This is a genomic window from Pantoea sp. QMID4 (assembly GCF_030270445.1).
In the GTDB taxonomy this organism is placed as follows: Bacteria; Pseudomonadota; Gammaproteobacteria; order Enterobacterales; family Enterobacteriaceae; genus Pantoea; species Pantoea vagans.
In genome coordinates this window covers 317,040-337,739 of record NZ_BSXL01000006.1, presented here as the reverse complement: position 1 = coordinate 337,739, position 20,700 = coordinate 317,040, and the positions used below count along the sequence as shown (strand labels likewise).

At 57.8% G+C, this 20,700-nt stretch carries 20 protein-coding genes; 11 read left to right on the top strand and 9 right to left on the bottom strand.

Annotated elements, in window-relative coordinates; all coding sequences use genetic code 11:
- The first annotated feature begins 26 nt into the window (after positions 1-26).
- The 5 genes from prfA to kdsA are packed head-to-tail and all read left to right on the top strand — an operon-like array spanning position 27 to position 4,049.
- Positions 27-1,109, top strand: coding sequence for a peptide chain release factor 1 (gene prfA / locus QSK07_RS15715; RefSeq protein ID WP_098050805.1), 1,083 nt, complete (start codon positions 27-29; stop codon positions 1,107-1,109).
- Positions 1,109-1,942 (top strand): peptide chain release factor N(5)-glutamine methyltransferase, encoded by an 834-nt coding sequence (gene prmC / locus QSK07_RS15710; RefSeq protein ID WP_275219591.1) that lies wholly within the window; start codon positions 1,109-1,111, stop codon positions 1,940-1,942. Before prfA ends, prmC begins: the two co-directional genes overlap by 1 nt.
- A 23-nt stretch (positions 1,943-1,965) precedes the next feature.
- Positions 1,966-2,358, top strand: a complete 393-nt coding sequence (locus QSK07_RS15705; RefSeq protein WP_285722012.1) for a SirB2 family protein — start codon at positions 1,966-1,968, stop codon at positions 2,356-2,358.
- Between the two features lies 1 nt (position 2,359).
- A complete protein-coding gene (sirB1, locus tag QSK07_RS15700) occupies positions 2,360-3,169 on the top strand; it encodes an invasion regulator SirB1 (RefSeq protein WP_098050802.1) in 810 nt (269 codons plus the stop codon).
- A 25-nt stretch (positions 3,170-3,194) separates the two neighbouring features.
- A complete protein-coding gene (gene kdsA, locus QSK07_RS15695; protein ID WP_098050801.1) occupies positions 3,195-4,049 on the top strand; it encodes a 3-deoxy-8-phosphooctulonate synthase in 855 nt (284 codons plus the stop codon).
- Positions 4,050-4,108: 59 nt separating this feature from the next.
- On the opposite strand, the gene chaA is transcribed toward kdsA, so the two are convergent.
- Positions 4,109-5,200 carry a sodium-potassium/proton antiporter ChaA gene (gene chaA / locus QSK07_RS15690; RefSeq protein WP_098050800.1) on the bottom strand — a complete coding sequence of 364 codons (1,092 nt, stop codon included), beginning with the start codon at positions 5,198-5,200 and terminating at the stop codon, positions 4,109-4,111.
- A gap of 373 nt (positions 5,201-5,573) precedes the next feature.
- On the opposite strand from chaA, the gene chaB reads away from it, so the two are divergent.
- On the top strand, positions 5,574-5,804 hold the full coding sequence (gene chaB / locus QSK07_RS15685; RefSeq protein WP_098050799.1) for a putative cation transport regulator ChaB: 231 nt from the start codon (positions 5,574-5,576) through the stop codon (positions 5,802-5,804).
- Positions 5,805-6,029: 225 nt separating this feature from the next.
- Entirely contained in the window at positions 6,030-6,704 is a 675-nt protein-coding gene (locus tag QSK07_RS15680) for a gamma-glutamylcyclotransferase (protein ID WP_167493432.1), read from the top strand.
- A gap of 94 nt (positions 6,705-6,798) precedes the next feature.
- Here the strand turns inward: QSK07_RS15680 and QSK07_RS15675 are convergent, their stop codons facing one another.
- From QSK07_RS15675 to QSK07_RS15640, 8 genes are all read right to left on the bottom strand, one after another.
- Positions 6,799-8,226, bottom strand: a complete 1,428-nt coding sequence (locus QSK07_RS15675) for a serine/threonine protein kinase (RefSeq protein WP_285721912.1) — start codon at positions 8,224-8,226, stop codon at positions 6,799-6,801.
- Between the two features lie 44 nt (positions 8,227-8,270).
- The gene (locus QSK07_RS15670; protein WP_098050797.1) at positions 8,271-9,224 is read right to left on the bottom strand and encodes a hypothetical protein; all 954 of its coding nucleotides are present in this window, start codon (positions 9,222-9,224) and stop codon (positions 8,271-8,273) included.
- 14 nt (positions 9,225-9,238) lie between these two features.
- A complete protein-coding gene (locus QSK07_RS15665; protein WP_285721911.1) occupies positions 9,239-10,015 on the bottom strand; it encodes a PP2C family protein-serine/threonine phosphatase in 777 nt (258 codons plus the stop codon).
- Positions 10,012-11,148: a type VI secretion system-associated FHA domain protein TagH gene (gene tagH, locus QSK07_RS15660; protein WP_275219587.1), complete on the bottom strand. Its 1,137-nt coding sequence runs from the start codon at positions 11,146-11,148 to the stop codon at positions 10,012-10,014. The genes QSK07_RS15665 and tagH overlap by 4 nt, the downstream gene beginning before the upstream one ends.
- Before the next feature lie 36 nt (positions 11,149-11,184).
- On the bottom strand, positions 11,185-11,883 hold the full coding sequence (gene tagF / locus QSK07_RS15655) for a type VI secretion system-associated protein TagF (protein WP_013357633.1): 699 nt from the start codon (positions 11,881-11,883) through the stop codon (positions 11,185-11,187).
- 13 nt (positions 11,884-11,896) lie between these two features.
- Positions 11,897-14,011, bottom strand: coding sequence for a type VI secretion system membrane subunit TssM (gene tssM / locus QSK07_RS15650; protein ID WP_285721910.1), 2,115 nt, complete (start codon positions 14,009-14,011; stop codon positions 11,897-11,899).
- The gene (gene icmH, locus QSK07_RS15645) at positions 14,011-15,228 is read right to left on the bottom strand and encodes a type IVB secretion system protein IcmH/DotU (protein ID WP_275219584.1); all 1,218 of its coding nucleotides are present in this window, start codon (positions 15,226-15,228) and stop codon (positions 14,011-14,013) included. Before icmH ends, tssM begins: the two co-directional genes overlap by 1 nt.
- An 85-nt stretch (positions 15,229-15,313) precedes the next feature.
- On the bottom strand, positions 15,314-15,805 hold the full coding sequence (locus QSK07_RS15640; RefSeq protein ID WP_013357636.1) for a hypothetical protein: 492 nt from the start codon (positions 15,803-15,805) through the stop codon (positions 15,314-15,316).
- Positions 15,806-16,292: 487 nt separating this feature from the next.
- Here QSK07_RS15640 and QSK07_RS15635 point away from each other — a divergent pair, with 487 nt between their 5' ends.
- From QSK07_RS15635 to QSK07_RS15620, 4 genes are all read left to right on the top strand, one after another.
- The gene (locus tag QSK07_RS15635; RefSeq protein ID WP_285721909.1) at positions 16,293-17,504 is read left to right on the top strand and encodes a nitrate regulatory protein; all 1,212 of its coding nucleotides are present in this window, start codon (positions 16,293-16,295) and stop codon (positions 17,502-17,504) included.
- A gap of 262 nt (positions 17,505-17,766) precedes the next feature.
- Positions 17,767-19,017 carry a CmpA/NrtA family ABC transporter substrate-binding protein gene (locus tag QSK07_RS15630; protein ID WP_285721908.1) on the top strand — a complete coding sequence of 417 codons (1,251 nt, stop codon included), beginning with the start codon at positions 17,767-17,769 and terminating at the stop codon, positions 19,015-19,017.
- A gap of 11 nt (positions 19,018-19,028) precedes the next feature.
- Positions 19,029-19,901: a nitrate ABC transporter permease gene (ntrB, locus tag QSK07_RS15625; RefSeq protein ID WP_285721907.1), complete on the top strand. Its 873-nt coding sequence runs from the start codon at positions 19,029-19,031 to the stop codon at positions 19,899-19,901.
- A 10-nt stretch (positions 19,902-19,911) separates the two neighbouring features.
- Positions 19,912-20,700 carry an ABC transporter ATP-binding protein gene (locus QSK07_RS15620; protein WP_013357640.1) on the top strand — a complete coding sequence of 263 codons (789 nt, stop codon included), beginning with the start codon at positions 19,912-19,914 and terminating at the stop codon, positions 20,698-20,700.

Here is a 20,700-nt window from a genome sequence, read left to right as displayed (position 1 = left end):
ACCTGTTACGGGAATCCCACATTTAAATGAAAACCTCTATAATTGCCAAACTGGAAGCCCTGCAGGAGCGCCACGAAGAAGTGGAAGCGATGCTGGGTGATGCTGGCGTGATCGCCGATCAGGAGCGTTTCCGTGCGCTGTCACGCGAATATGCTCAACTGACCGATGTGACCCGTTGCTTCCGCGACTGGCAGCAGGTTCAGGAAGATATTGAAACGGCGCAGCAGATGCTCGACGATCCTGAAATGCGCGATATGGCGCAGGAAGAGTTGCAGGAGGCGCGTGAGAAGGGCGAAGCGCTGGAACAGCAGTTGCAGGTGCTGTTACTGCCGAAAGATCCCGACGATGAGCGCGCCTGTTTTATCGAAGTGCGCGCCGGAACGGGTGGGGATGAAGCCGCGATCTTCGCTGGCGATCTCTTCCGCATGTACAGCCGCTATGCCGAAGCGCGTCGCTGGCGGGTAGAGATCGTCAGCGCCAACGAAGGCGAACATGGCGGTTACAAAGAAGTGATTGCCCGCGTCACCGGCGACGGTGCCTATGGCCGCATGAAGTTCGAATCAGGCGGACACCGCGTACAGCGTGTTCCGGAGACCGAATCACAGGGCCGTATTCATACCTCAGCCTGCACTGTTGCCGTGATGCCGGAAATTCCGGAAGCGGAACTGCCGGAAATTAACGCTGGTGACCTGAAGATCGATACCTTCCGCTCATCCGGCGCAGGCGGTCAGCACGTTAACACCACCGACTCCGCGATCCGTATTACCCACCTGCCAACCGGCATCGTGGTGGAGTGTCAGGACGAACGTTCACAGCATAAAAACAAAGCCAAAGCGCTGGCGGTGCTGGGTTCCCGTATTCATGCGGCAGAGATGGCCCGCCGTCACGCCGCCGAGGCCAGTACTCGCCGCAACCTGCTGGGCAGCGGCGATCGTTCTGACCGTAACCGTACCTATAACTTCCCGCAGGGCCGCGTGACTGACCATCGCATCAACCTGACAATCTACCGTCTGGACGAAGTAATGGAAGGCAAACTCGACAGCCTGATTGAGCCAATTGTGCAGGAGCACCAGGCGGATCAGCTGGCGGCACTGGCTGGTCAGGATTAATGGATATTCGTCACTGGCTGAAACAGGCTGTCGCCACGCTGTGCGGGGGGGACAGTCCGAGGCGTGACGCAGAGATCCTGTTAGGTTTCGTGACCGGCAAATCGCGCAGCTGGTTAATTGCTTTCGATGAAACGGTGCTCAGCGATGCGCAACTCGCACAGCTGGACAGCCTGCTGGCAAGGCGTGCCCGGGGTGAACCGGTGGCGCATCTGGTGGGCGAACGCGAGTTCTGGTCGTTGCCGTTACGTGTCAGTGACGCCACGCTGATCCCGCGCCCGGATACCGAACTGCTGGTTGAGCAGGCGCTGGCGCATCTGCCCGCGACACCGGCAACCATTCTGGATATGGGCACCGGCACCGGGGCAATTGCGCTGGCGCTGGCCAGCGAGCGGCCCGACTGTCGGGTGACCGGCGTGGATCGCATTGAAGCCGCCGTTGAGCTGGCGAGCAGCAATGCAGAACAGCTCAACCTCTCTAATACCACCTTTCTGCTCAGTCACTGGTTTCAGGCGCTGGCGCCGCAGCGCTTTGCGCTCATCGTCAGCAACCCGCCTTATATTGATGCCAGCGACAGTCACCTGGAGCAGGGCGACGTGCGTTTCGAACCGCGCAGCGCGCTGGTGGCGGATGAAGCGGGGCTGGCCGATCTGCGCACGCTCATCGTGCAGGGGCCCGCGTGGCTGCTGCCGGGTGGCTGGCTGCTGCTGGAACATGGCTGGCAGCAGGGTGAAGCGGTGACTACGCTGATGCGGAATAATGGCTATCACGCCGTTGAAACCGTCAGGGATTACGGCGGTAATCCGCGTGTGACGCTGGGTCAGTTCCCTTCATAAAAGCGCTTTGAAAAGGATTCATGATGTTTGCTTTTTATCCCCTGATTAAAAATCTGCATATCTTAACGGTCATGCTGACCGTGACGCTGTTCCTGCTGCGGTTTTACTGGCTGCGCTGTGGTTCGGCGATGATGACAAAACGCTGGGTCCGCATTCTGCCGCACGTTAACGATACCCTGTTACTGCTGACTGGCGTCTTGCTGGTGGTGATTACCCACTTCTATCCCTTCACGCCACAAGGAAGCTGGCTGACGGAGAAGCTTTTAGCGGTTATCATCTACATCGCCTTAGGATTTGTGGCATTGAGTCGCCGTACTCGCACTGATCGTACCCGCTGGATCGCTTTTCTGGTGGCGTTAATCGCCCTGGTGACCATCATTACGCTGGCGCTGACCAAAATGCCGTTATGGGGATAGCATGACCTCGACCGAACAATTAGATTTCAGCCAGACACCGCTGTGTGAAGCGGTGATTGGTGCCACGCTTGCCATCCGCGCCGATTTCCCGGCGGTGTCGGTGGAAGCGCAGCTTACGGCGTTAGTCGCCGAAGCGCGTGATTATGTCAGCGACATCGAAGATGCTGACATGCAGCTGGAAAAGCTGCTGGAGCTGTTTTATCGCCAGTGGGGATTTTGCGGCGCCAGCGGCGTCTACAAACTTTCTGATGCGCTCTGGATCGACAATGTATTAAAGACCCGTCAGGGCACCGCCGTGTCACTGGGCGTGATTCTGCTGCACATCGCCGCCGAGCTGGAACTGCCGCTGATGCCCGTGATCTTCCCGACGCAGCTGATTCTGCGCGCCGACTGGATTGATGGCGATAAGTGGATGATTAACCCGTTTAATGGGGAAACCCTGGATCGGCACACGCTGGAAGTGTGGCTGAAAGGCAATATCAGCCCCACCGCGCGTCTGTATGACGATGATCTCGACGAAGCCAAAACCGTCACCGTGATGCGCAAGATGCTCGACACGCTGAAAGCGGCGTTGATGGAAGAGCAAAAGATGGAGCTGGCGCTGAATGTCAGTCAGGTGCTGTTGCGTATCGATCCGGATGATCCCTATGAAATCCGCGATCGCGGTTTGATTTACGCGCAGCTGGAGTGCGAACATATCGCCCTGAGTGATTTAAACTATTTCGTTGAGCAGTGTCCTGAAGACCCGGTCAGCGAAATGATCAAAGTTCAGATTCACGCAATCGAACAAAAACAGGTCACGCTGCACTAAGCGGACCCACTGAAAAGGAAAGGGCATGACACAGAAAGTCGTGAGTATTGGCGAGATCAACGTTGCAAACGACCTGCCATTTGTACTGTTTGGCGGGATGAACGTGCTGGAGTCGCGCGACCTGGCGATGCGCATCTGCGAGCACTACGTCACCGTGACAAATAAACTCGGTATTCCTTACGTGTTTAAGGCGTCGTTTGATAAAGCGAACCGCTCCTCAATTCACTCTTACCGTGGCCCTGGCCTCGAAGCGGGGATGAAGATTTTCCAGGAGCTGAAGCAGACGTTTGGCGTGAAGATTATCACTGATGTCCATGAAGCGGCACAGGCCCAGCCAGTTTCTGAAGTGGTTGATGTGATTCAGCTGCCGGCCTTCCTGGCGCGTCAGACTGATCTGGTGGAGGCGATGGCGAAAACCGGTGCGGTCATCAATGTTAAGAAGCCGCAGTTCGTCAGCCCCGGTCAGATGGGCAACATCGTGGATAAGTTCGCGGAAGGTGGCAACGAGCAGGTTATCCTGTGCGATCGCGGCAGCAACTTTGGCTACGACAATCTGGTTGTCGACATGCTCGGCTTTAACGTGATGAAGAAAGTCACTAAAAACAGCCCGGTAATTTTCGACGTGACCCATGCGCTGCAGACCCGTGATCCGTTTGGCGCGGCATCTGGCGGTCGTCGTGCGCAGGTGGCAGAGCTGGCGCGTGCCGGTATGGCGGTCGGCATTGCCGGTCTGTTTATCGAAGCGCACCCGGATCCGGAACACGCCCTGTGTGACGGCCCATCTGCGCTGCCGCTGGATAAGCTGGAGCCGTTCCTGGTGCAGATGAAAGCGATTGACGATCTGGTGAAGAGTTTCCCGGAACTCGAAACCAGTAAGTAAGTTTGCTGCAAAAAAAAGAGCGATTCATCGCTCTTTTTTTCGCCTGAAATCCGGTGACGTTACAGCATGATAGTCATCAGATAGCCAATAAACAGCGCCAGATGCGCAGCACCGTTCAGAACATTGGTGCGGCCGGTTGAGAAGGAGATCTGACAGAGGATCAGCGATGCCATCATAATCACCATCTGCGGCGGCTCCAGCCCGAATATCAGCTCCTGTCCGGTCAGCGTGGCGATAATGGTCACCGCAGGCACCGTCAGGGAGATGGTCGCCAGCACCGAACCAAAGAACAGGTTCATGGCGCGCTGCACCTGATTCATCAGCACGGCTTTAATCGCGCCCAGGCCTTCAGGGGAGAGGATCAGCAGGGCCACCAGGAAACCGGTGAACTGTGCCGGTGCATTCATTTCTGTCAGCAGGCTTTCCAGGGTGGTGGCGTTCATTTTGGTCACGGCAATAACAGCAATCAGATGCACGATCAGCCAGACGGTGTGCCAGACGCTGCTATGGGCCGAGGGCTTACCATGGTGCGGATCACCATCATCGCTATCATCTTCGTGCTCATAGACAAACAGGCTCTGATGCGTCTTGGTCTGAATCAGCAGGAAAACGCCATACATCGCCGCGGAAATCGCTGCAATCAGCAGCGCCTGAGTCACCGAGAAATTTCCGCCCGGCAGCGCGTTGGGAAACACCAGCACCAGAATCGCCAGCGGGAAGATAGCGATGAGATATTGCTTTACGCCCGCCAGATTCACGTACTGCGTCGCAAATTTGTTACCGCCCAGCAGCAGCGCAAAACCTACCAGCCCGCCGGTCACAATCATCACTATCGAATAAAGCGTATCGCGCATCAATCCCGGTGCGGCATCGCCGGTCGCCATCAGTGCTGAGATCAGGCTCACTTCCAGAATCACCACTGACAGACTCAGGATCAGCGAGCCATAAGGCTCACCCAGCCGGTGGGCCAGCACGTCAGCGTGACGCACAACGCTGAATGCACTGCTCAGAATGGCAACCAGCGCCAGTAAGTTAATACCGACTACGACCGGAAATGAGGTATTTGCACCAAAAAAATAGAGTATACCCAGCGTGATAATGGGAAATATCAGTGAAAATTCCTTGTGACGTGTTTTTTCATGTGAAGGCATTCACCATCCTCTCTGGTTAATGATTATCCGGATGCAGCGGATGCTGCTGTTAGAAATATAATCAGTTTTAAGGCAGGGCGCAGTTTATCTTTTCACCGGCCCGGGTGGGGAAAATTTACTGCTTTTTACTTAAACGCAATAAAGGGCCGAAAGGGTATTAACCTGACGTTATCTCAAATATTGCAATAGTAATCAGTCTACAACAATTATGACTTATGCACCTACCGGGTCTCATTTTGCCGGAAATTTGGCTTAATATTATGATTTGCAGGGTCAGTACCTGATTTTTAATCTGAAGTGCTAATAAGTCGCTGTTTGTATTTTTGCTTTCCTGCGCCAGGCTTAGTATGTATCCATAAACCGAGGAGCCGCTATGCCTTACGCTAACCGAGCCGACCTACCTGACAACGTAAAACATGTGCTTCCTGCGCATGCGCAGGAGATCTATCAGCAGGCCTTTAACAACGCATGGGATCAGTATAAAGAGGCTGAAGATCGCCGCGGCGATGACTCTCGGGAGGTGGTCGCGCATAAAGTCGCCTGGGCTGCCGTGAAGAAAGAGTACGAAAAAGGCGATGATGATAAGTGGCACCCTAAACGTTAATCCGGCGGTTAGCTGGTTTACGACAAAGGGCCGGGATTATCTGGTCCTTTTTTTCGTCTGTGCTATCAGGTTTATCTGGTTTTTTTTAACCTGCGACCGGAATCACGCTTGAAACCCCGCGTGTAAATAGATTACTGTCAATTTGATGATCGAAACGCAGTGCCGTTTTGGCGTCATGTTTCAGGAGCCATTCTGCAGGACGCTGTTGAAGTCGAGGAGGTCGCATTGCTTACCCGGGAATTTCTGTTAAAAGCGGATTGTAAAACGTCATTCGGGGATATCGATGAGACGCTGCTCTGGAGTTGCGAGCAGCGCGCGGCTTCGCTGGCAGCCACGCTGGCCTGCCGTCCCGATCACAGTCCGGTCTGGATATTTGGTTACGGCTCGCTGATGTGGAACCCGATTTTTGAGGCGGACGAAGTCGCATCCGGTTCGCTTGAAGGCTGGCATCGCGCTTTCTGCCTGCGGCTGATTGCCGGACGTGGCACCGCCACGCATCCTGGCCGCATGCTGGCGCTGAAGCAGGGTGGCCGCACGACGGGACTGGCGTTTCGTCTGCCGGAAGCGCGGTTACATGAAGAGCTGGCGCTGCTGTGGAAGCGGGAGATGATCACCGGCTGTTATTTACCGACATGGTGTGAGTTACAACTGGAGGATGGCCGCAGCGTCACTGCGCTGACCTTTATTATGGACCCGCGCCATCCGCTCTATGAATCGGACTCCTGCCCGGAGGCGATTGCGCCTTTAATTGCCGCAGCGAGTGGCCCGCTGGGATCGAACGCACAGTACCTGTTTGCGCTGGAAGAAGAACTGACCCGGCGCGGCATGGAAGAAGAGAGTCTGAGCCGGCTGGCGCATCAGGTGCGGACGCTGCAGCAATCCTGCCTCAGGCAGGCCTGAATCCCGTCCGGTATAGCAAAAGGGCGCGTCCTTATGACGCGCCCTTTATCGTCTGCGCCGCTGGCAGCCCCGGGTAACCTGTTAATCCGGTCAGCTAGTTGCCAGGATTAATCAGCCAGGTGCCCGGCTTATCAATTGTCAGGGATTGCGTGTGCAATTCGCTGCCATTTTTAACGTCTATTTTATACTGTCCTGCCGCCAGATTCAGTGCGGCAAATCCGCTGCTGCCGGGTTTAACCTCAACCGGCTGTCCATTCAGCACCACGCTTTCACCACTTTCCAGCTTAAGATAAACCGTCGCCAGGGCAGCAGGCACGGCGGCTGGCGGCGGAGCTGATGCGGGTGCCTGCGTCGCGGCTGCCGGATTGTTAAGGACATCCGGTGTGGCACTGTGGCGATTAGCCAGCCAGACGGTGACGACCACGGCCAGAAGCGCCACGGCAGCCAGCCCCAGCAAGCCTGGCGACAGCCGGCGCACCGTGCGCGGCGTTACCGGCTCCGCTGACGCCGCAGCGTGATTCATCGCCATCACCACCGGTGGGGCCACTTCAACCGGCTCCTCGACCGGCAGCGCGGGCGGCTCGCCCGGCACCGGGAAGCTGTTTACCACGGCTTCCACATCACTGACCGGCAGATCAATCAGTGCCGCAAAGGCGTCAATCGTTTGCGGACGATCGCCGGGTTTCATGGCCAGCGCACAGTCAATGGCATGCAGCAGCGGCAGCGAGTAGCCCTCTGGCTGACGTTCCACCAGCGGCTGATAATTATCTTCAATACAGCGCACCACACTGACTGGCGGTGGATTACCGGTAATCAGACTGTGCAGCACCGCGCCCAGCGCGTAAATATCGGTCCACGGTCCCTGTTCGACTTCACCTTCTTCGCTGTACTGCTCAATCGGCGCAAAGCCAGGTTTAAGCATGATTTCGGTTTCGTCAGAGAGGTTGCCAATCTCTTTACGCGCCGAGCCAAAGTCCAGCAGCACCGGCAGCTGGTTTTCCTGAATCTGGATATTGTCGAGCGAGATATCGCGATGCAGATAGCCAGCCTGATGGATGGTGCTGATGGCGCCCAGCAGCGGCGGCAGCAGGCGGCGGATCCAGACTTCAGAGATAGAGGCCGGGCTGGTCAGCTGCCACTCTTTCAGCGTCATCCCGCTGTAGTAAAGCGTGCCCATATAGGCCGTGCCGTTCTGCTCCCAGAAGCGCAGTACGTGCAGCAGACCAGGATGATTGAAGCGGGCCAGCAGACGCGCTTCCTGAATAAAGCTGGTCAGCCCGGCATTAAACAGCTTCTGGAAACGTTCACCGCGCAGCTCCAGCGTTAAGTCGGCGGCACGGACAGCCAGCGACACGGGCATATACTCTTTGATGGCAATAGTACGTTCAAGCTGGTGATCCCACGCACGATAGACGATGCCAAAGCCGCCGCCTCCGATCACTTCCTTGATCTCAAATTCATTGAAACGGTATCCGTCAGGCAGGGCATTCGGAACAGTTTTCGGATTATCATTTGCCGACATAGTGAACTCTCTGTACACGGCCTGGTCGTCAGGCTGCGCGGTAATTAATTGATGTTGCGCCAGGCACCAATGGCAGGATCAACCAGATCCGCGTGCAGGGTGTCGATGAGTAACACATTCACTTTTTGCTGTGGCATGAAATAGGGCGCCCACTGGCTGCGCAATGTATCGACTCGCGATTTCACAGCGTCAGCATCCTGCTGTGCAGCATTCTTATCCATCTTTATTAACAGCGCACCATTGAAGCGCCAGACATGCTGCCGGGCATCAAAGGGTAGCACCAGCCAGCTATCCGGCGTATCCGGTCGTGTCACAATCATGCGCTGATTATTTGCGGCAATGACTTCCAGCTTGCTGTCCGGAATAGTCAGATTGGCGATGGGGTAACCCTGATAAAAGGTGACCGCAACCAGCGTCGGGTGATTCGCTGTCGCCAGCGTCAGTTCACTTTTGCCTTCTGCCCAGCCGTCAGGCGAGCACTGCTGCTTGCTGACATCCGGGATAAACAGGGTCTGCGCATTCTCATCCCAGGCGGTGCGGAAATGGCAGCCGCTGGGAAGATCAAAATGTTGCAGCGGCGTGCTGTTGGCGGGCCGTGACAGGTCGAGCGGAGCGGCATTGCTGGCACTGGCGCTGGCTGTTGCATCCGCCATCACAATCGGGCGCCAGTTCTGCAACTTGCTGCCGCTGCCGCTGGCCAGGACGCCACCCTCTTTATTGGTCATCTGCCAGGGCAGTTCGTCCAGTAAGCCGCACTGATTCGCGAGCAGGGTGCCCACGCGCGGTAAAAAGGTGGTCAGCACGGACGAATCCTTACTTTTGCCAGAGACGATACGCAGCGGCAGCGTCTCTTTACACCAGTCGTCAGGCGCTTTACTCACCACATTATCGATATAAACCTCCAGCGCCAGGCTGGGGGAATAGACCACACGATAATTTTCAGCCTGGGCGTTAAAGGCAATCAGCAGAGTGATGATGCCGGGCAACCACAGTTTCATAAGGATCCTTGGAATCAAAAACGAGGCGGCAGAAAGCGCGCCGAATCAGCCAGTGAGTAGAGCAGTGTTGCCTCCTCCGGCTCACCAATCCAGACCGCCAGTGCGCTAAGATTATCTTTCTTAACGTTGCGGCTCACCGCCTGTTCCATCAGAGCCAGCCACTCTTCGCAGGCATTCACCATGCGCAGCGCCTGTTCCATTTCACTACTGGTCAGATTCAGCCAGAAGCCATCGGTGCAGACCAGAAAAGCGTCCCCATCCTCCAGCGTAATCTCCTGCGAAAAGCTGACTAAGCGAGGCGGCTCAGCGCCGAGCGCATTATAGAGTAAATTACTGTTAATGCCGGTATTTTCATAGCCCGCTTCTTTCAGCTGCTGGGCCAGACTGTGGTCGCGGGTCACCTCGTGAAGCACGCCCCGCCGGAAGTGGTAAACCCGGCTGTCACCGGCATGCGCCCACCATGCACGCTGTTTCTGGCGGTCAATAAACAGGGCTGCCAGCGTGGTGCTCATGCGCGAATATTTCGGATTTTTACCCTGTGCCTCATGCAGCGCTAGGCGGCACTTTTCGATCGCCTGGTGGGTGATTTCCGGCGTAAAGTCAGTGTGCGCCTGTATCTGGCTCAGCAGAGTGTCGCGCACCAGCTGTGCCGCCATCTCGCCGCCGGGCAGCCCGGCCACGCCATCGCAGACCACAAAACAGGCTTTTCGCTCATCCAGCTCGGCACCTGTGCGATCCTGATTCTCATCGCGTAGTCCCTGCTGGCAGCGGCTGGCAAAAACGATTTTCATGCGTCGTCCACCCGCGTCTGAGAATCTTTATACTGATTCACTTCCATGTCATAGGCGTGAAGGAAAGCTTCGCCAAACAGCGTATGGAAATCATCTTCGATCTCACCGGCCGTACGCTGGTAATTACGCATAAAGTAGTCCCATAACGCCGCTTTCTTCGCGGTGGAAAACGGCAGTTTTGACACCAGGCCATCGGCGCGAGCCTGCTCTTCCAGCCGCTGCGGATTAAAGGATTGCAGCATCGCCGCAATAATGGCACGAATTCCGGCAATCATGCCCAGCTGGTGGGCCTGCAGATCGACCAGCGCATCGCGCACTGCCTGTTCCGGTGGCATAAATCCGGGCATCTGGCTCTGATACATCTGCATCAGCACGGTTTTGCCGGAGGGCAGGATCTTGAACGGATTGTTGGCCTCATTCAGAATCATGGTCATGTCCGCTTTCACGCCCCGTTTGAGAATGGAACGTGATGAGAGCAGCGCCACGGTGCCCTGAGAAAAGAGGCTCAGCATCCGGCCGGTAATGCGCATCTGCTCTTCGTCAACTGGCGTGGCGTGACCGTTGCTCAGCCCCATGCCGTCCAGCAGGGCGGCGATCAGCCGATCCTGATCCACTGGCTGTGCCGCCAGCGCCCGGCGCGGCTCACTGGCCTGCGGATCGATCGCCAGCCGCGCATCACTGTGACGCTCATGACGTGAAGGCGGCACGTCGTTGACCAGCAGCCGATCCTCAACCTCATGATGTTCGTGAATGCCCAAAGGATTCGCGGGCCGGGCGCTGTCACCCGCAAACAGCGCCAGCGGATCGCTCTGCGCGTTCTGGCAGGCAGGATCGCGCACTTCCAGCGCATAATCACCGATGCGCAATGCGTCGCCGTGCTTCAGCAGCACCTGTATGCCGCGACCCAGCGTAATGCCGTTATGCTCGACCGGCGTAACGCTGCCCTGGTTAGTCAGCCGGCACTCCCCGTCATGCGACAGGTGAACCAGCGCCTGCAGGCGCGAAATAGCCCGCGTCTCATCCGGCAGCACCAGATCGTTGTCCTGACTGCGGCCAATAGTGCCGCCAGGCGGTTGAAACGCGACGCTTCTGATCGGAACATCCGTAGTGCATTGCACGATGGTAAATTGCATGAGTTATCCCAGATTGAACGGCAAACGCATCCGGCCTCACTCAAACATCGGAGGATAGAGGCCATTACGTCCCGGCTGTGCACCTGCCGCCGGGTTAAACAGTAACGAAAACAGTTGCGCCGTGAGGTTGCCGCTGTGCTTGTGGGTCGCATGGGCAAAACCATCACTGCGATTACTCCACCAGTAGCTCATATGCTGCTGAGGGTCGAAACGTTCGGCCACTTCACGCCAGCTCAGCGTGCAGGGCAGATCCTGAAATCCGATCACATCCATAATCTCAGAGGGCTTGCGGGCGGGCACCAGCAGCGGCGGCAGCGCCTGTATCTGCTGCTCTAACTGCTCGCCGTCCAGTGGCGTCTGAACCGCCCGTAACAGGGTCGCACCCAGATCCTGAAACCAGTCACCGGAGATGGTCAGCTGAGCCGGATGCCACTGCGCAAGCGGAAAGCTGTGCAGTGCCAGCAGCGGCCAGGCGCGCCCGACGCGGTCACATGAGGGCAGCAGACAGCCCATCTGTACGTGTGGCCGGGTCGCAGTCACCGGCAGGACAAAGTTCCATACCGGCGCGTGAAGAAAGTTCGCGCTGTATGACCAGGCCTGCTGATGCCAGTGCATTAATCCCTGCTGGAACCAGTGATTCCACGGGCTAATCTGTTGCTCACTCAGACGGCGGTGCAGAAAGTCACCGGTCGACGGCAGCTTGCCATACCAGCCGGGGGCGGTGTAAGCAGCCATTTTCACCTCACCATTACTCGCTTTGCGAGTGTGATCGCGCGGCCGGGTGCAGCGGTGCTGCCGCCAGCACGCTGCCCGCCTGGCCCGCGATTTTAAGATTGTCTGCCAGCTTGCGCATCATCAGTGCATTGTCACGCGCATAAGGCGATGACTGAATCTGCTGATCCAGCAGCTGGCTCAGGTGCCAGTCGAGCTGCTGCAGATCGCGGGCACTGACCGTATCGGGCAGCGAGCGCTGTAAGTTTTGCAGCAGCCAGGCCCGTAAAAATTCGCCATCGTAATTGCGCGGCTGATAGAGCATCTGATAGGCGCGCAGCGCATTGCGGCTGTAGGCGTTATCATCACCCGGATCGTTGCGCAGAATGTTAGTGATCTGCTGCGCCACGCGCGGCAGCAGCAAAGACTTAAGCGCATTTTGATAAAGCACCCAGGCGGCGTCACTGACCTGACTGCCGCGATATAAGCCAGCCCGCATAGCAAGCGGCGGATTATCGAGAGAAAATCGCTCTGACAGCGGCAGCTTCACCAGGTTGTTCAGAAAGGGTAGCAGATCAAAAATATTATCAGCAGGCTGATGAATTACCTGCTGACTCTGCTCACGAATGGCCGGCACCCGTGCGGCCACCTGCTGAAGATAGTGCTGATTCTGGTAATAGCTGATGCTCCACAGGCTGGAGGCAATCAGCAGTGCGCCTGCCAGCACGCCGTAGCCAATCCAGTGGAACAGCTGATTGCGATATTCCCAGCGGCGATTACTGCCCGCCAGTCCGCTTTCTTTAAAGATCAGATCGCTCAGCAGATCACGAATAAAGAAGCTCTGGCCTTTGTTGCCGGGAATCGGACTGTTGCGGTTAACGCTGTCCCAGGCGGCAATCGAATGTTCGCCCGCCTGACGTAACTGCAGTTTACGGCTCAGTTCACCCATTACCCGATCAAACGGCATGCCTTCCTGCGTGCCGCTGGTAAAGAAGAGGCCGCGCGGGCTCCAGGCAACAGCATCCTGATGATCAGAAAAGACGATATCCATATACTCATTCAGCAGCGGGCGCAGTGAGGCGAATTCCTGCGGGAAGAGAAAGCATTCAGCGCGCTCATTCAGATCGCGCTCCTGGGTCATCTGCTCCGCCAGCTGCTGCTGTAGCTGCTCTTCCAGCCGTTGAAACTGCTGGACAAAATGATGATGCCAGTCATCTTTATGCGGCTTGCCCGTCTCACGGTTAAACGTAAAGCCCCATATAGCGTCACGCCGCGCTTTATCAATGTTGCCAAAGTAGCTCATGAAGCCTTTCAGCAAATCGGTCTTGGTGACCATCACATAGACCGGGAAGTGAATACCCGTTTGCTGATGCAGTTCCGCCATGCGCTCGCGCAGCGCACTGGCCTGGGCAAAACGTGCTTCGGCAGAATCGCTCAGCAGATCGGCCACGCTGATGGTCATGATGACACCGTTAATCGGCTGGCGGGTGCGATAGCGTTTTAGCAGATTGATAAAACTGTGCCACTCCGCGGCATCGCGCACGCGCTGGCTCTCCTGCAGCGCATAACGCCCCGCGGTATCAATCAGCACTGCGCTGTCGGTAAACCACCAGTCGCAATTGCGGGTGCCGCCGACGCCACGAATCGCCTGTTTACCCAGCGTATCGGTCAGCGGAAAATCGAGGCCCGCATTAAACAGCGCGGTGGTTTTACCGGCACCGGGCGCCCCCATCACCAGATACCAGGGCAACTGGTAGAGATAATTGGCATTAAAGCGCGAGAGCAGATTGCCGCTGTGACGACGGCCAAACTGGGTGCGTTTCAGCTGCATCGCCGCTTCGCTGAAGCGCTGATTAAGCCGCTCCTCAGTCATCTGACGTTCCGCCGGATCGTCATTGCCCGCCAGCTGAAGCTGGGTCAGTAAGTGGCTATTAAACCAGGCACGATAAAGTGACGGGATCAGCTGGAACAGGATCCAGAGAAAATAGAGAGCGCTCACGGTGAGCTGGCGAGGGAGCACCGGTTCCAGAGGACGCGACTCGCCCCATGTCCAGAACGGGCCCAGCATCCAGACCAGACAGCTCAGCGCCGTGACACCAATAAAACTCCACAGCAGGCGATGCGTTAACAGCAGGCGAAGGGAAGCGCGCATTATTGTGCTCCTTGATGATTACTGAGCGTTTCAGGCGCGGCAAACAGGGTGATCTCAACGCGGCGATTGCGGGTCCGGTTTTCGCTGCTGTCGTTGGGCAGCAGCGGGTCGCTGTCGCCGCGGCCTTCAGAGCGGACCGTATGACCGTCCTCCAGCTGCAGCTGCAACAGCTGGGTGATGGCACGGGCGCGGGCGAAGGAGAACTCATAGCTGGAGGCAAAACGGCTGTTATCCACCGGATGATCGTCGGTAAACACGGACACCAGAATGGTGCCTTTGACATCTTTCATCGCGGTTGAGACGCGGGCGAGCAGCGCGCGGCCCACCGGGTTGATCACCGTGCCTTGCTCGGCAAACAGTTTGTCCGCGGGAATAATCACTTTACTGCCAAATGCACCATCGCTGACTTCGAGCTGTCCTGCAGCGATCACATCGTTCAGTCGCTGATGCAGATCGAGCAGCGCCTGCGGAGAAGAGGGACGGCGGCCCGCAGTAATCTGCGGCAGCGGGGTCTGATAGATGGTGCGCAGCAGCGGTTCAGCAGCGTTGCCGAGCCGCCAGTTCAGGCCGCTGTAGATCAGGCAGCCGATGAGCGCGACCAGCATGGCGCAGGCCCAGAGCGGCACCATCGGGCGGGCGAGGGTACTGACCAGCGGATGCACCTCGACCAGCGGGGGGTGCGGCATCTGGCGCTGGGCGCGCGTCTCGTCAATCAGGCTTTTCAGGCGCTTACGGATACCGTCGCACTGGGCGCGGCCATTTTCACTGCCGCGATAGCGGCCTTCATAGCCCAGTAGCAGGCAATATTGCACCACTTCCAGCAGCCAGAGGTGTTGTTGCGGGCTTTGTGAAATGCGTGACAGCAGCTGAAAGAATTTCTCGCCACCCCAGCTTTCATTGTGAAAGGTCACCAGCATGCCGTTGCCCGACCAGACGCCACGCGTGCCCCAGGGGGTTTGCGCTGCGGCTTCGTCCAGCGCGCTGCAGATGCAGTAACGCGCGCCGATAATCATCTCAAACGGCAGCCCTGCCTGTTTACAGCGTTGTTCAAACTGGCGGATTTCATCGATCAGAGACTGGCGCAAACCCGCAGGGTCGTCATGGGTGGCTGCCCGACGAATTTGCACCACCGCATTCAGCAGTGGCGCCGCAGCCTGAAGTAATAGATTCTCATTGCCTGAGGGGGTCGCCTCACGCGCAGGGGATTCCACAGTCATTAATTCGTGATCTTCCAGCCAATGGCAAATCCCTGTACCCGCAGCACAGGACGGTGCTGCGGGCAATATGCGCCGGATTTCATATTCAGTCTAAGATCCAGGTCGCGGTATCGTTAGTCCGACAGGCTTTACTCGCGCCGCCGACGGCCACACAGACTTGTTTCGCTTTTCGCGGACGGGGACGATCACTCTGCAGCGTGGCATCATAACGACTGCTCTCTACGCCCGCTTTTAACGGTACATAACCAATTAACGGGCCATCAGCCTGGTCAGCAATCGCCAGCCAGCTGTGCTCCACATTACCTAATACTTCAAACGGTTTACCCGTTTCGAGATAGCGTACGACTTTGCCGCCGTAATCCGGCGAGGTCATTACCGAGGCACCATAGAGCGCCCGCCAGGTCTGGTTGACCGGCTCAAATTCAGTCGGTGCCGCGACAGCATGTCGATGGACCAGTTTGACGCCGTTAATTTCGCTGGTGACCAGCGTATCGTCAGTGACGGGCGGCGGCGGGGCCTTACAGCCTGCCAGGGTAAGCACCGCCAGCAGCGTTAACGCAAGACTCTTTTTCACCATGTTCCTCGTGATCTCATCAAAGTATCTGCATATTGCCAGGCCCGATGCAGGAGACGCTGTTTTTCGCGCCGCATCGTGCCGAAAGTCTGTTTTTTAAAAAAAGTTCAGATTACATCAGGATAGTTACGCGTTTAGTCTACCTAAGACTTTTGAGAATTCAAACCATTGCACCTGCTGGCGATGCGTGATAGCAGGCGCTTTGGGGGCGGGCTGCGATAGAAGAAAAGCGCCAGACAATGTGATAGTTAAAGCGAACTGAATTATCGCAGGGACAAACTGGTTAAGAACATTGCCGCGCATTCTGACATGCAATGAATCCAATTGGAAATTATTAAGAATTTCTAATTGTTCGTTACCGATAAAATTTATCTCTTCACTCAAAGAATCTTATCAAAATCAGAATTTACTCGCCGGATATGCCCGCCTTTTTTCCGGAAAGCGGCACGTCTTTTGCTTTAGAATAGTTTTAACGGCGGAGAGGTGAACCATGGATGCCCTGATCTGGCTGCAGGCATCGCGTGACAGCGATATTGCCAGCCTGCAACGGCTGCTTGAGACCGGCGAGCTGATGGCCGCCGTCAGTGAGCTGGTTCACCAGCTGCAGCGGGAACGCGGTGCAAACAATCTCTGGATCTGCTCCGGTGGCGCGCTGTTCAGCGCCGAGCGTCACGCTCGTCAGCAGGAGGTCAGCGCCGGCCTGCACCATTTTTATCAGGCGCTGCCGCACGCCACCGCACAACCCGGTTTCAGTCGTTTCTGCAACCTCATTGCGGCTGCCCTGCAGTCGCTGGCGGGATTACCGCTGCTGCGTCAGCAAATCAGCCTGCATGAGCGGGATCAGGCTGCGGCGATGGCGGCGTTTAATCAGGTCATTCGTACCTTACTTAATCTGGTTTTCGAGGCAGCCGACACCGCCAGCGATCCCGATATCTCGCGTGCACTGATCGCGCTGTTCAGTTTTATGCAGGGCAAAGAGCTGGCAGGACAGGAGCGGGCCATCGGCTCAGCTGGCTTCGCGGCGCGGCACTTCACGCCTGAGCAGCGCAGCCAGATGGTGGCGCTGATTGCGGCTCAGGAGCAGAGCTTTACCACCTTCCGGGAGTTTGCCGACAGCGCCGCCTGTGAAAACTGGCAGCCGCTGTCTCACGCCAGCCGGGATATCGAACGGCTGCGGCGCATCGCCTGCACCGGTAGCCAGTATGATGAAACCGGCGCGCTGGAGTGGTTTTCCCTGCTCTCCGAGCGGCTGGATCAGATGAAAACGCTGGAGGATGCCCTGACGGCCACGCTGATGCAGCGCTGTCGTGAGGCGATTGAGCAGGCGCAGCAACAGGCGGCATCGCCGGTCATGCAGGGTGACAGCAACTTCTCGCTCTACGTCTGCGGGGCTGACTGGCTGCCCGGCGCGTCAACGCTCAGCAGTGACGGGCTGGCCCCGCAGCTCGGGCGCTCGGTGCTGTCGCTGATTGGTGAACAGTCACAGCGTCTGCAGCAGCAGGCGGATGAGCTGGCATCGATGCGCGCTTCACTCGACGAGCGACGGGTAATCGATCAGGCCAAACACTGGCTCATGCAGCAGCAGGGGTTCACCGAAGAGGCAGCCTGGCAGGCGCTGCGCAAAAGTGCGATGAATCAGAATAAGCGTGTACTGGAGATCGCGCAGGCGGTGCTGGCCGTCGCGAAGACCCTGAGCAACTAACCCGGACGAGGTAGCTGCACAACCTTTGTGCGTGATCTGCGTCAGAAACGTGCAAAAAAGGTTAATTATCCAGCAGCGCATCACCGCACGTCGGCTTTAACGCGGCTTCAGCGATCTGGCACGCCCTTTGCTTTAACCCTACAGAGAGTATGCATTGCTCCCGCCAATGGCGGTGGGGTCAGTGCTTTGGATAAAGGCGTCCATCCGCAGGCTTCGGCTTGTCGGAGGACGCCTTTTTTTATTTCTGTTCAGGGGCAACAAGATGAGCAAAACGCCATTTTCACTGACACGACGTCAGGCGCTGATCTCCGGTGCGGCGCTGGGTACGGCCTGGATCGTGCCGGGATTACGCAATGCAGTCTGGGCAGCAGGTTCCGATGCGCCAGAAAAGGCGCAGGTGCGGGTCGGCTTTATCCCGCTCACCGACTGCGCGCCGGTCGTCATGGCGTCGGTAAAAGGCTTCGACAAAAAGTATGGCCTGACATTGCAGGTCAGCAAAGAGGCGAGCTGGGCGGCGATGCGTGACAAGCTGACCTCCGGCGAGCTGGACGCGGCCCATGTGCTCTACGGCATGATCTACGCGCTGCAGCTTGGCGTAGGCGGGCCGCAGCACGACATGGCGAACCTGATGACGCTCAATCACAATGGCCAGGCGATTACCCTGTCGAACCCGCTGAAAACCCGTGGCGTTACCGATGCGGCCAGCCTGAAAAAAGCCGTTGATGGCAGTCCGAAAGGCAGTCTGACCTTCGCCCACACCTTTCCTACCGGTACGCACGCCATGTGGCTCTACTACTGGCTGGCCAATGCCGGCATTCATCCGTTTGACGATGTGCGCACCGTGGTCGTGCCGCCGCCGCAGATGGTGATGAACATGAAGATTGGCAACATGAGCGGCTACTGCGTCGGCGAGCCATGGAACCAGCGTGCTATCAGCGACAACATCGGCTTTACCGCTGCCACCAGCCAGCAGATCTGGCCAGAGCATCCGGAAAAAGTGCTCGGCACCCGCGCCCAGTGGGTGAAAGAGAACCCCAATACGGCCCGCGCGCTGACTGCCGCGGTGCTGGAGGCGGCGCGCTGGATCGATGCCTCAGACGATAACCGCCGTGAAACCGCGCAGGTGTTAGCCGGGCGCGCCTGGATCAACACCAACGTGGAGACGCTGCAGGGACGGATGCTTGGTCAGTACGAGAACGGTCTGGGACAGTCGTGGCAGGACGCGCATCCGATGCGCTTCTTCGACAACGGCAACGTCAGTTTTCCGTGGCTCTCAGATGGCATGTGGTTCCTGACCCAGATGAAACGCTGGGGACTGCTCGCCAGCGATCCCGATTACCTCGCCGTGGCTCGCCAGATCAACCGCATCGACATCTATAAACAGGCCGCCAGCGCCGTCGGGCAGATTGCCTTGCCCGCCAGTGAGATGCGCAGCAGCACCCTGATCGACGGCAAAGTCTGGGATGGCAGCAATCCTGCCGCCTACGCCGCCAGTTTCGCTATCAAACGTTAAGAGAGGTTGCTATGAAAACTGACGCGCGCGCCCTGGCGCAGCCGGCGCAAAACCCCGGCAGTGCCACCGTTATTCCGTTACAGATCACCCCGAAAGCCGCGGTTCGTCCGGCGCGGCTGCGTCCGCTGTTGCAGCGCGCCATTCCCGCCGCGGGCGGCCTGCTGCTGATGTTGCTGGTGTGGCAGCTCGCGGCGCTGTCCGAACCCTCGTTTCCCTCGCCGTATGCCACCTGGCAGGCCGCGCAGGTGCTGTTCGCTGACCCGTTCTACAGCAATGGCCCTAACGACCAGGGCATCGGCTGGAACGTGCTGGCCTCGCTGCAGCGCGTCGCCATCGGCTTTGGCCTTGCCGCGCTGGTGGGCATCCCGGCCGGTTTTCTGCTGGGGCGCTTCACCTTTATGTCGCGCATGTTCAATCCGATTATCGCCCTGCTGCGGCCGGTCAGCCCGCTGGCCTGGCTACCGATTGGACTGCTGCTGTTCCAGCGCGCCGAGCCTGCCGCCAGCTGGACCATTTTCATCTGTTCCATCTGGCCGATGATCATCAACACCGCCGAAGGGGTGCAGCGCATCCCACAGGATTACCTCAACGTGGCGCGGGTGCTACAGCTCTCTGAATGGACGGTGATGCGCCGGATTCTGCTGCCCGCCGTGCTGCCTGCGGTGCTCACCGGGGTGCGTCTCTCTATCGGCATTGCCTGGCTGGTGATTGTCGCCGCCGAAATGCTGACCGGCGGGCTGGGCATTGGCTTCTGGATCTGGAACGAGTGGAACAACCTCAACGTGGCAAACATTCTGATCGCCATTCTGATTATCGGCGTCGTCGGGCTGCTGCTGGAGCAGGCGCTGATGCTGCTGGTCCGTCGTTTCAGCTGGGAAAAATAAGGAGAACACCATGCAACACATTATTCGCGTTCAGCAGGTGAGCCAGCGTTTCAACACAGCCAGCGGCGAGTTTCTGGCGCTGGACAACGTCAGTTTTGATATCCACGAAGGGGAAACCCTGAGCCTGATCGGCCACTCCGGCTGCGGCAAATCGACGCTGCTGAACCTGATTGCCGGATTAACCCGTCCCAGCAGCGGCGTGCTGCTGTGCGATAACCGTGAAATCACCGGACCGGGTCCCGAGCGTGCGGTGGTGTTTCAGAACCATTCGCTGCTGCCGTGGCTGACGGCGTTTCAGAACGTCGAACTGGCGGTGCAGCAGGTGTTTAAAGGGCGCTTCAGCAAAGCGGAGATGCGCGACTGGATCGAGCACAACCTTAATCGGGTGCAGATGAGTCACGCCATGCACAAACGGCCTGGCGAAATCTCCGGCGGCATGAAGCAGCGCGTCGGCATTGCCCGGGCGCTGGCAATGAAGCCGCGCGTGCTGCTGCTGGATGAGCCATTCGGCGCGCTGGATGCCTTAACCCGCGCCCACCTGCAGGACAGCGTGATGCGCATTCAGCAGGAGCTGAACACCACCATTGTCCTGATCACCCATGACGTGGATGAAGCGGTGCTGCTCTCCGATCGGGTGCTGATGATGACCAACGGCCCGGCAGCGCAGGTCGGCGAAATCCTCACGGTCGATCTGCCGCGTCCGCGCTCGCGGGTGGCGCTGGCGGACGAGCCGCGCTATCACCAGTTGCGCCAGAAAGTGCTGCATTTTCTCTATGAAAAACAGACCACTGCCGCATAA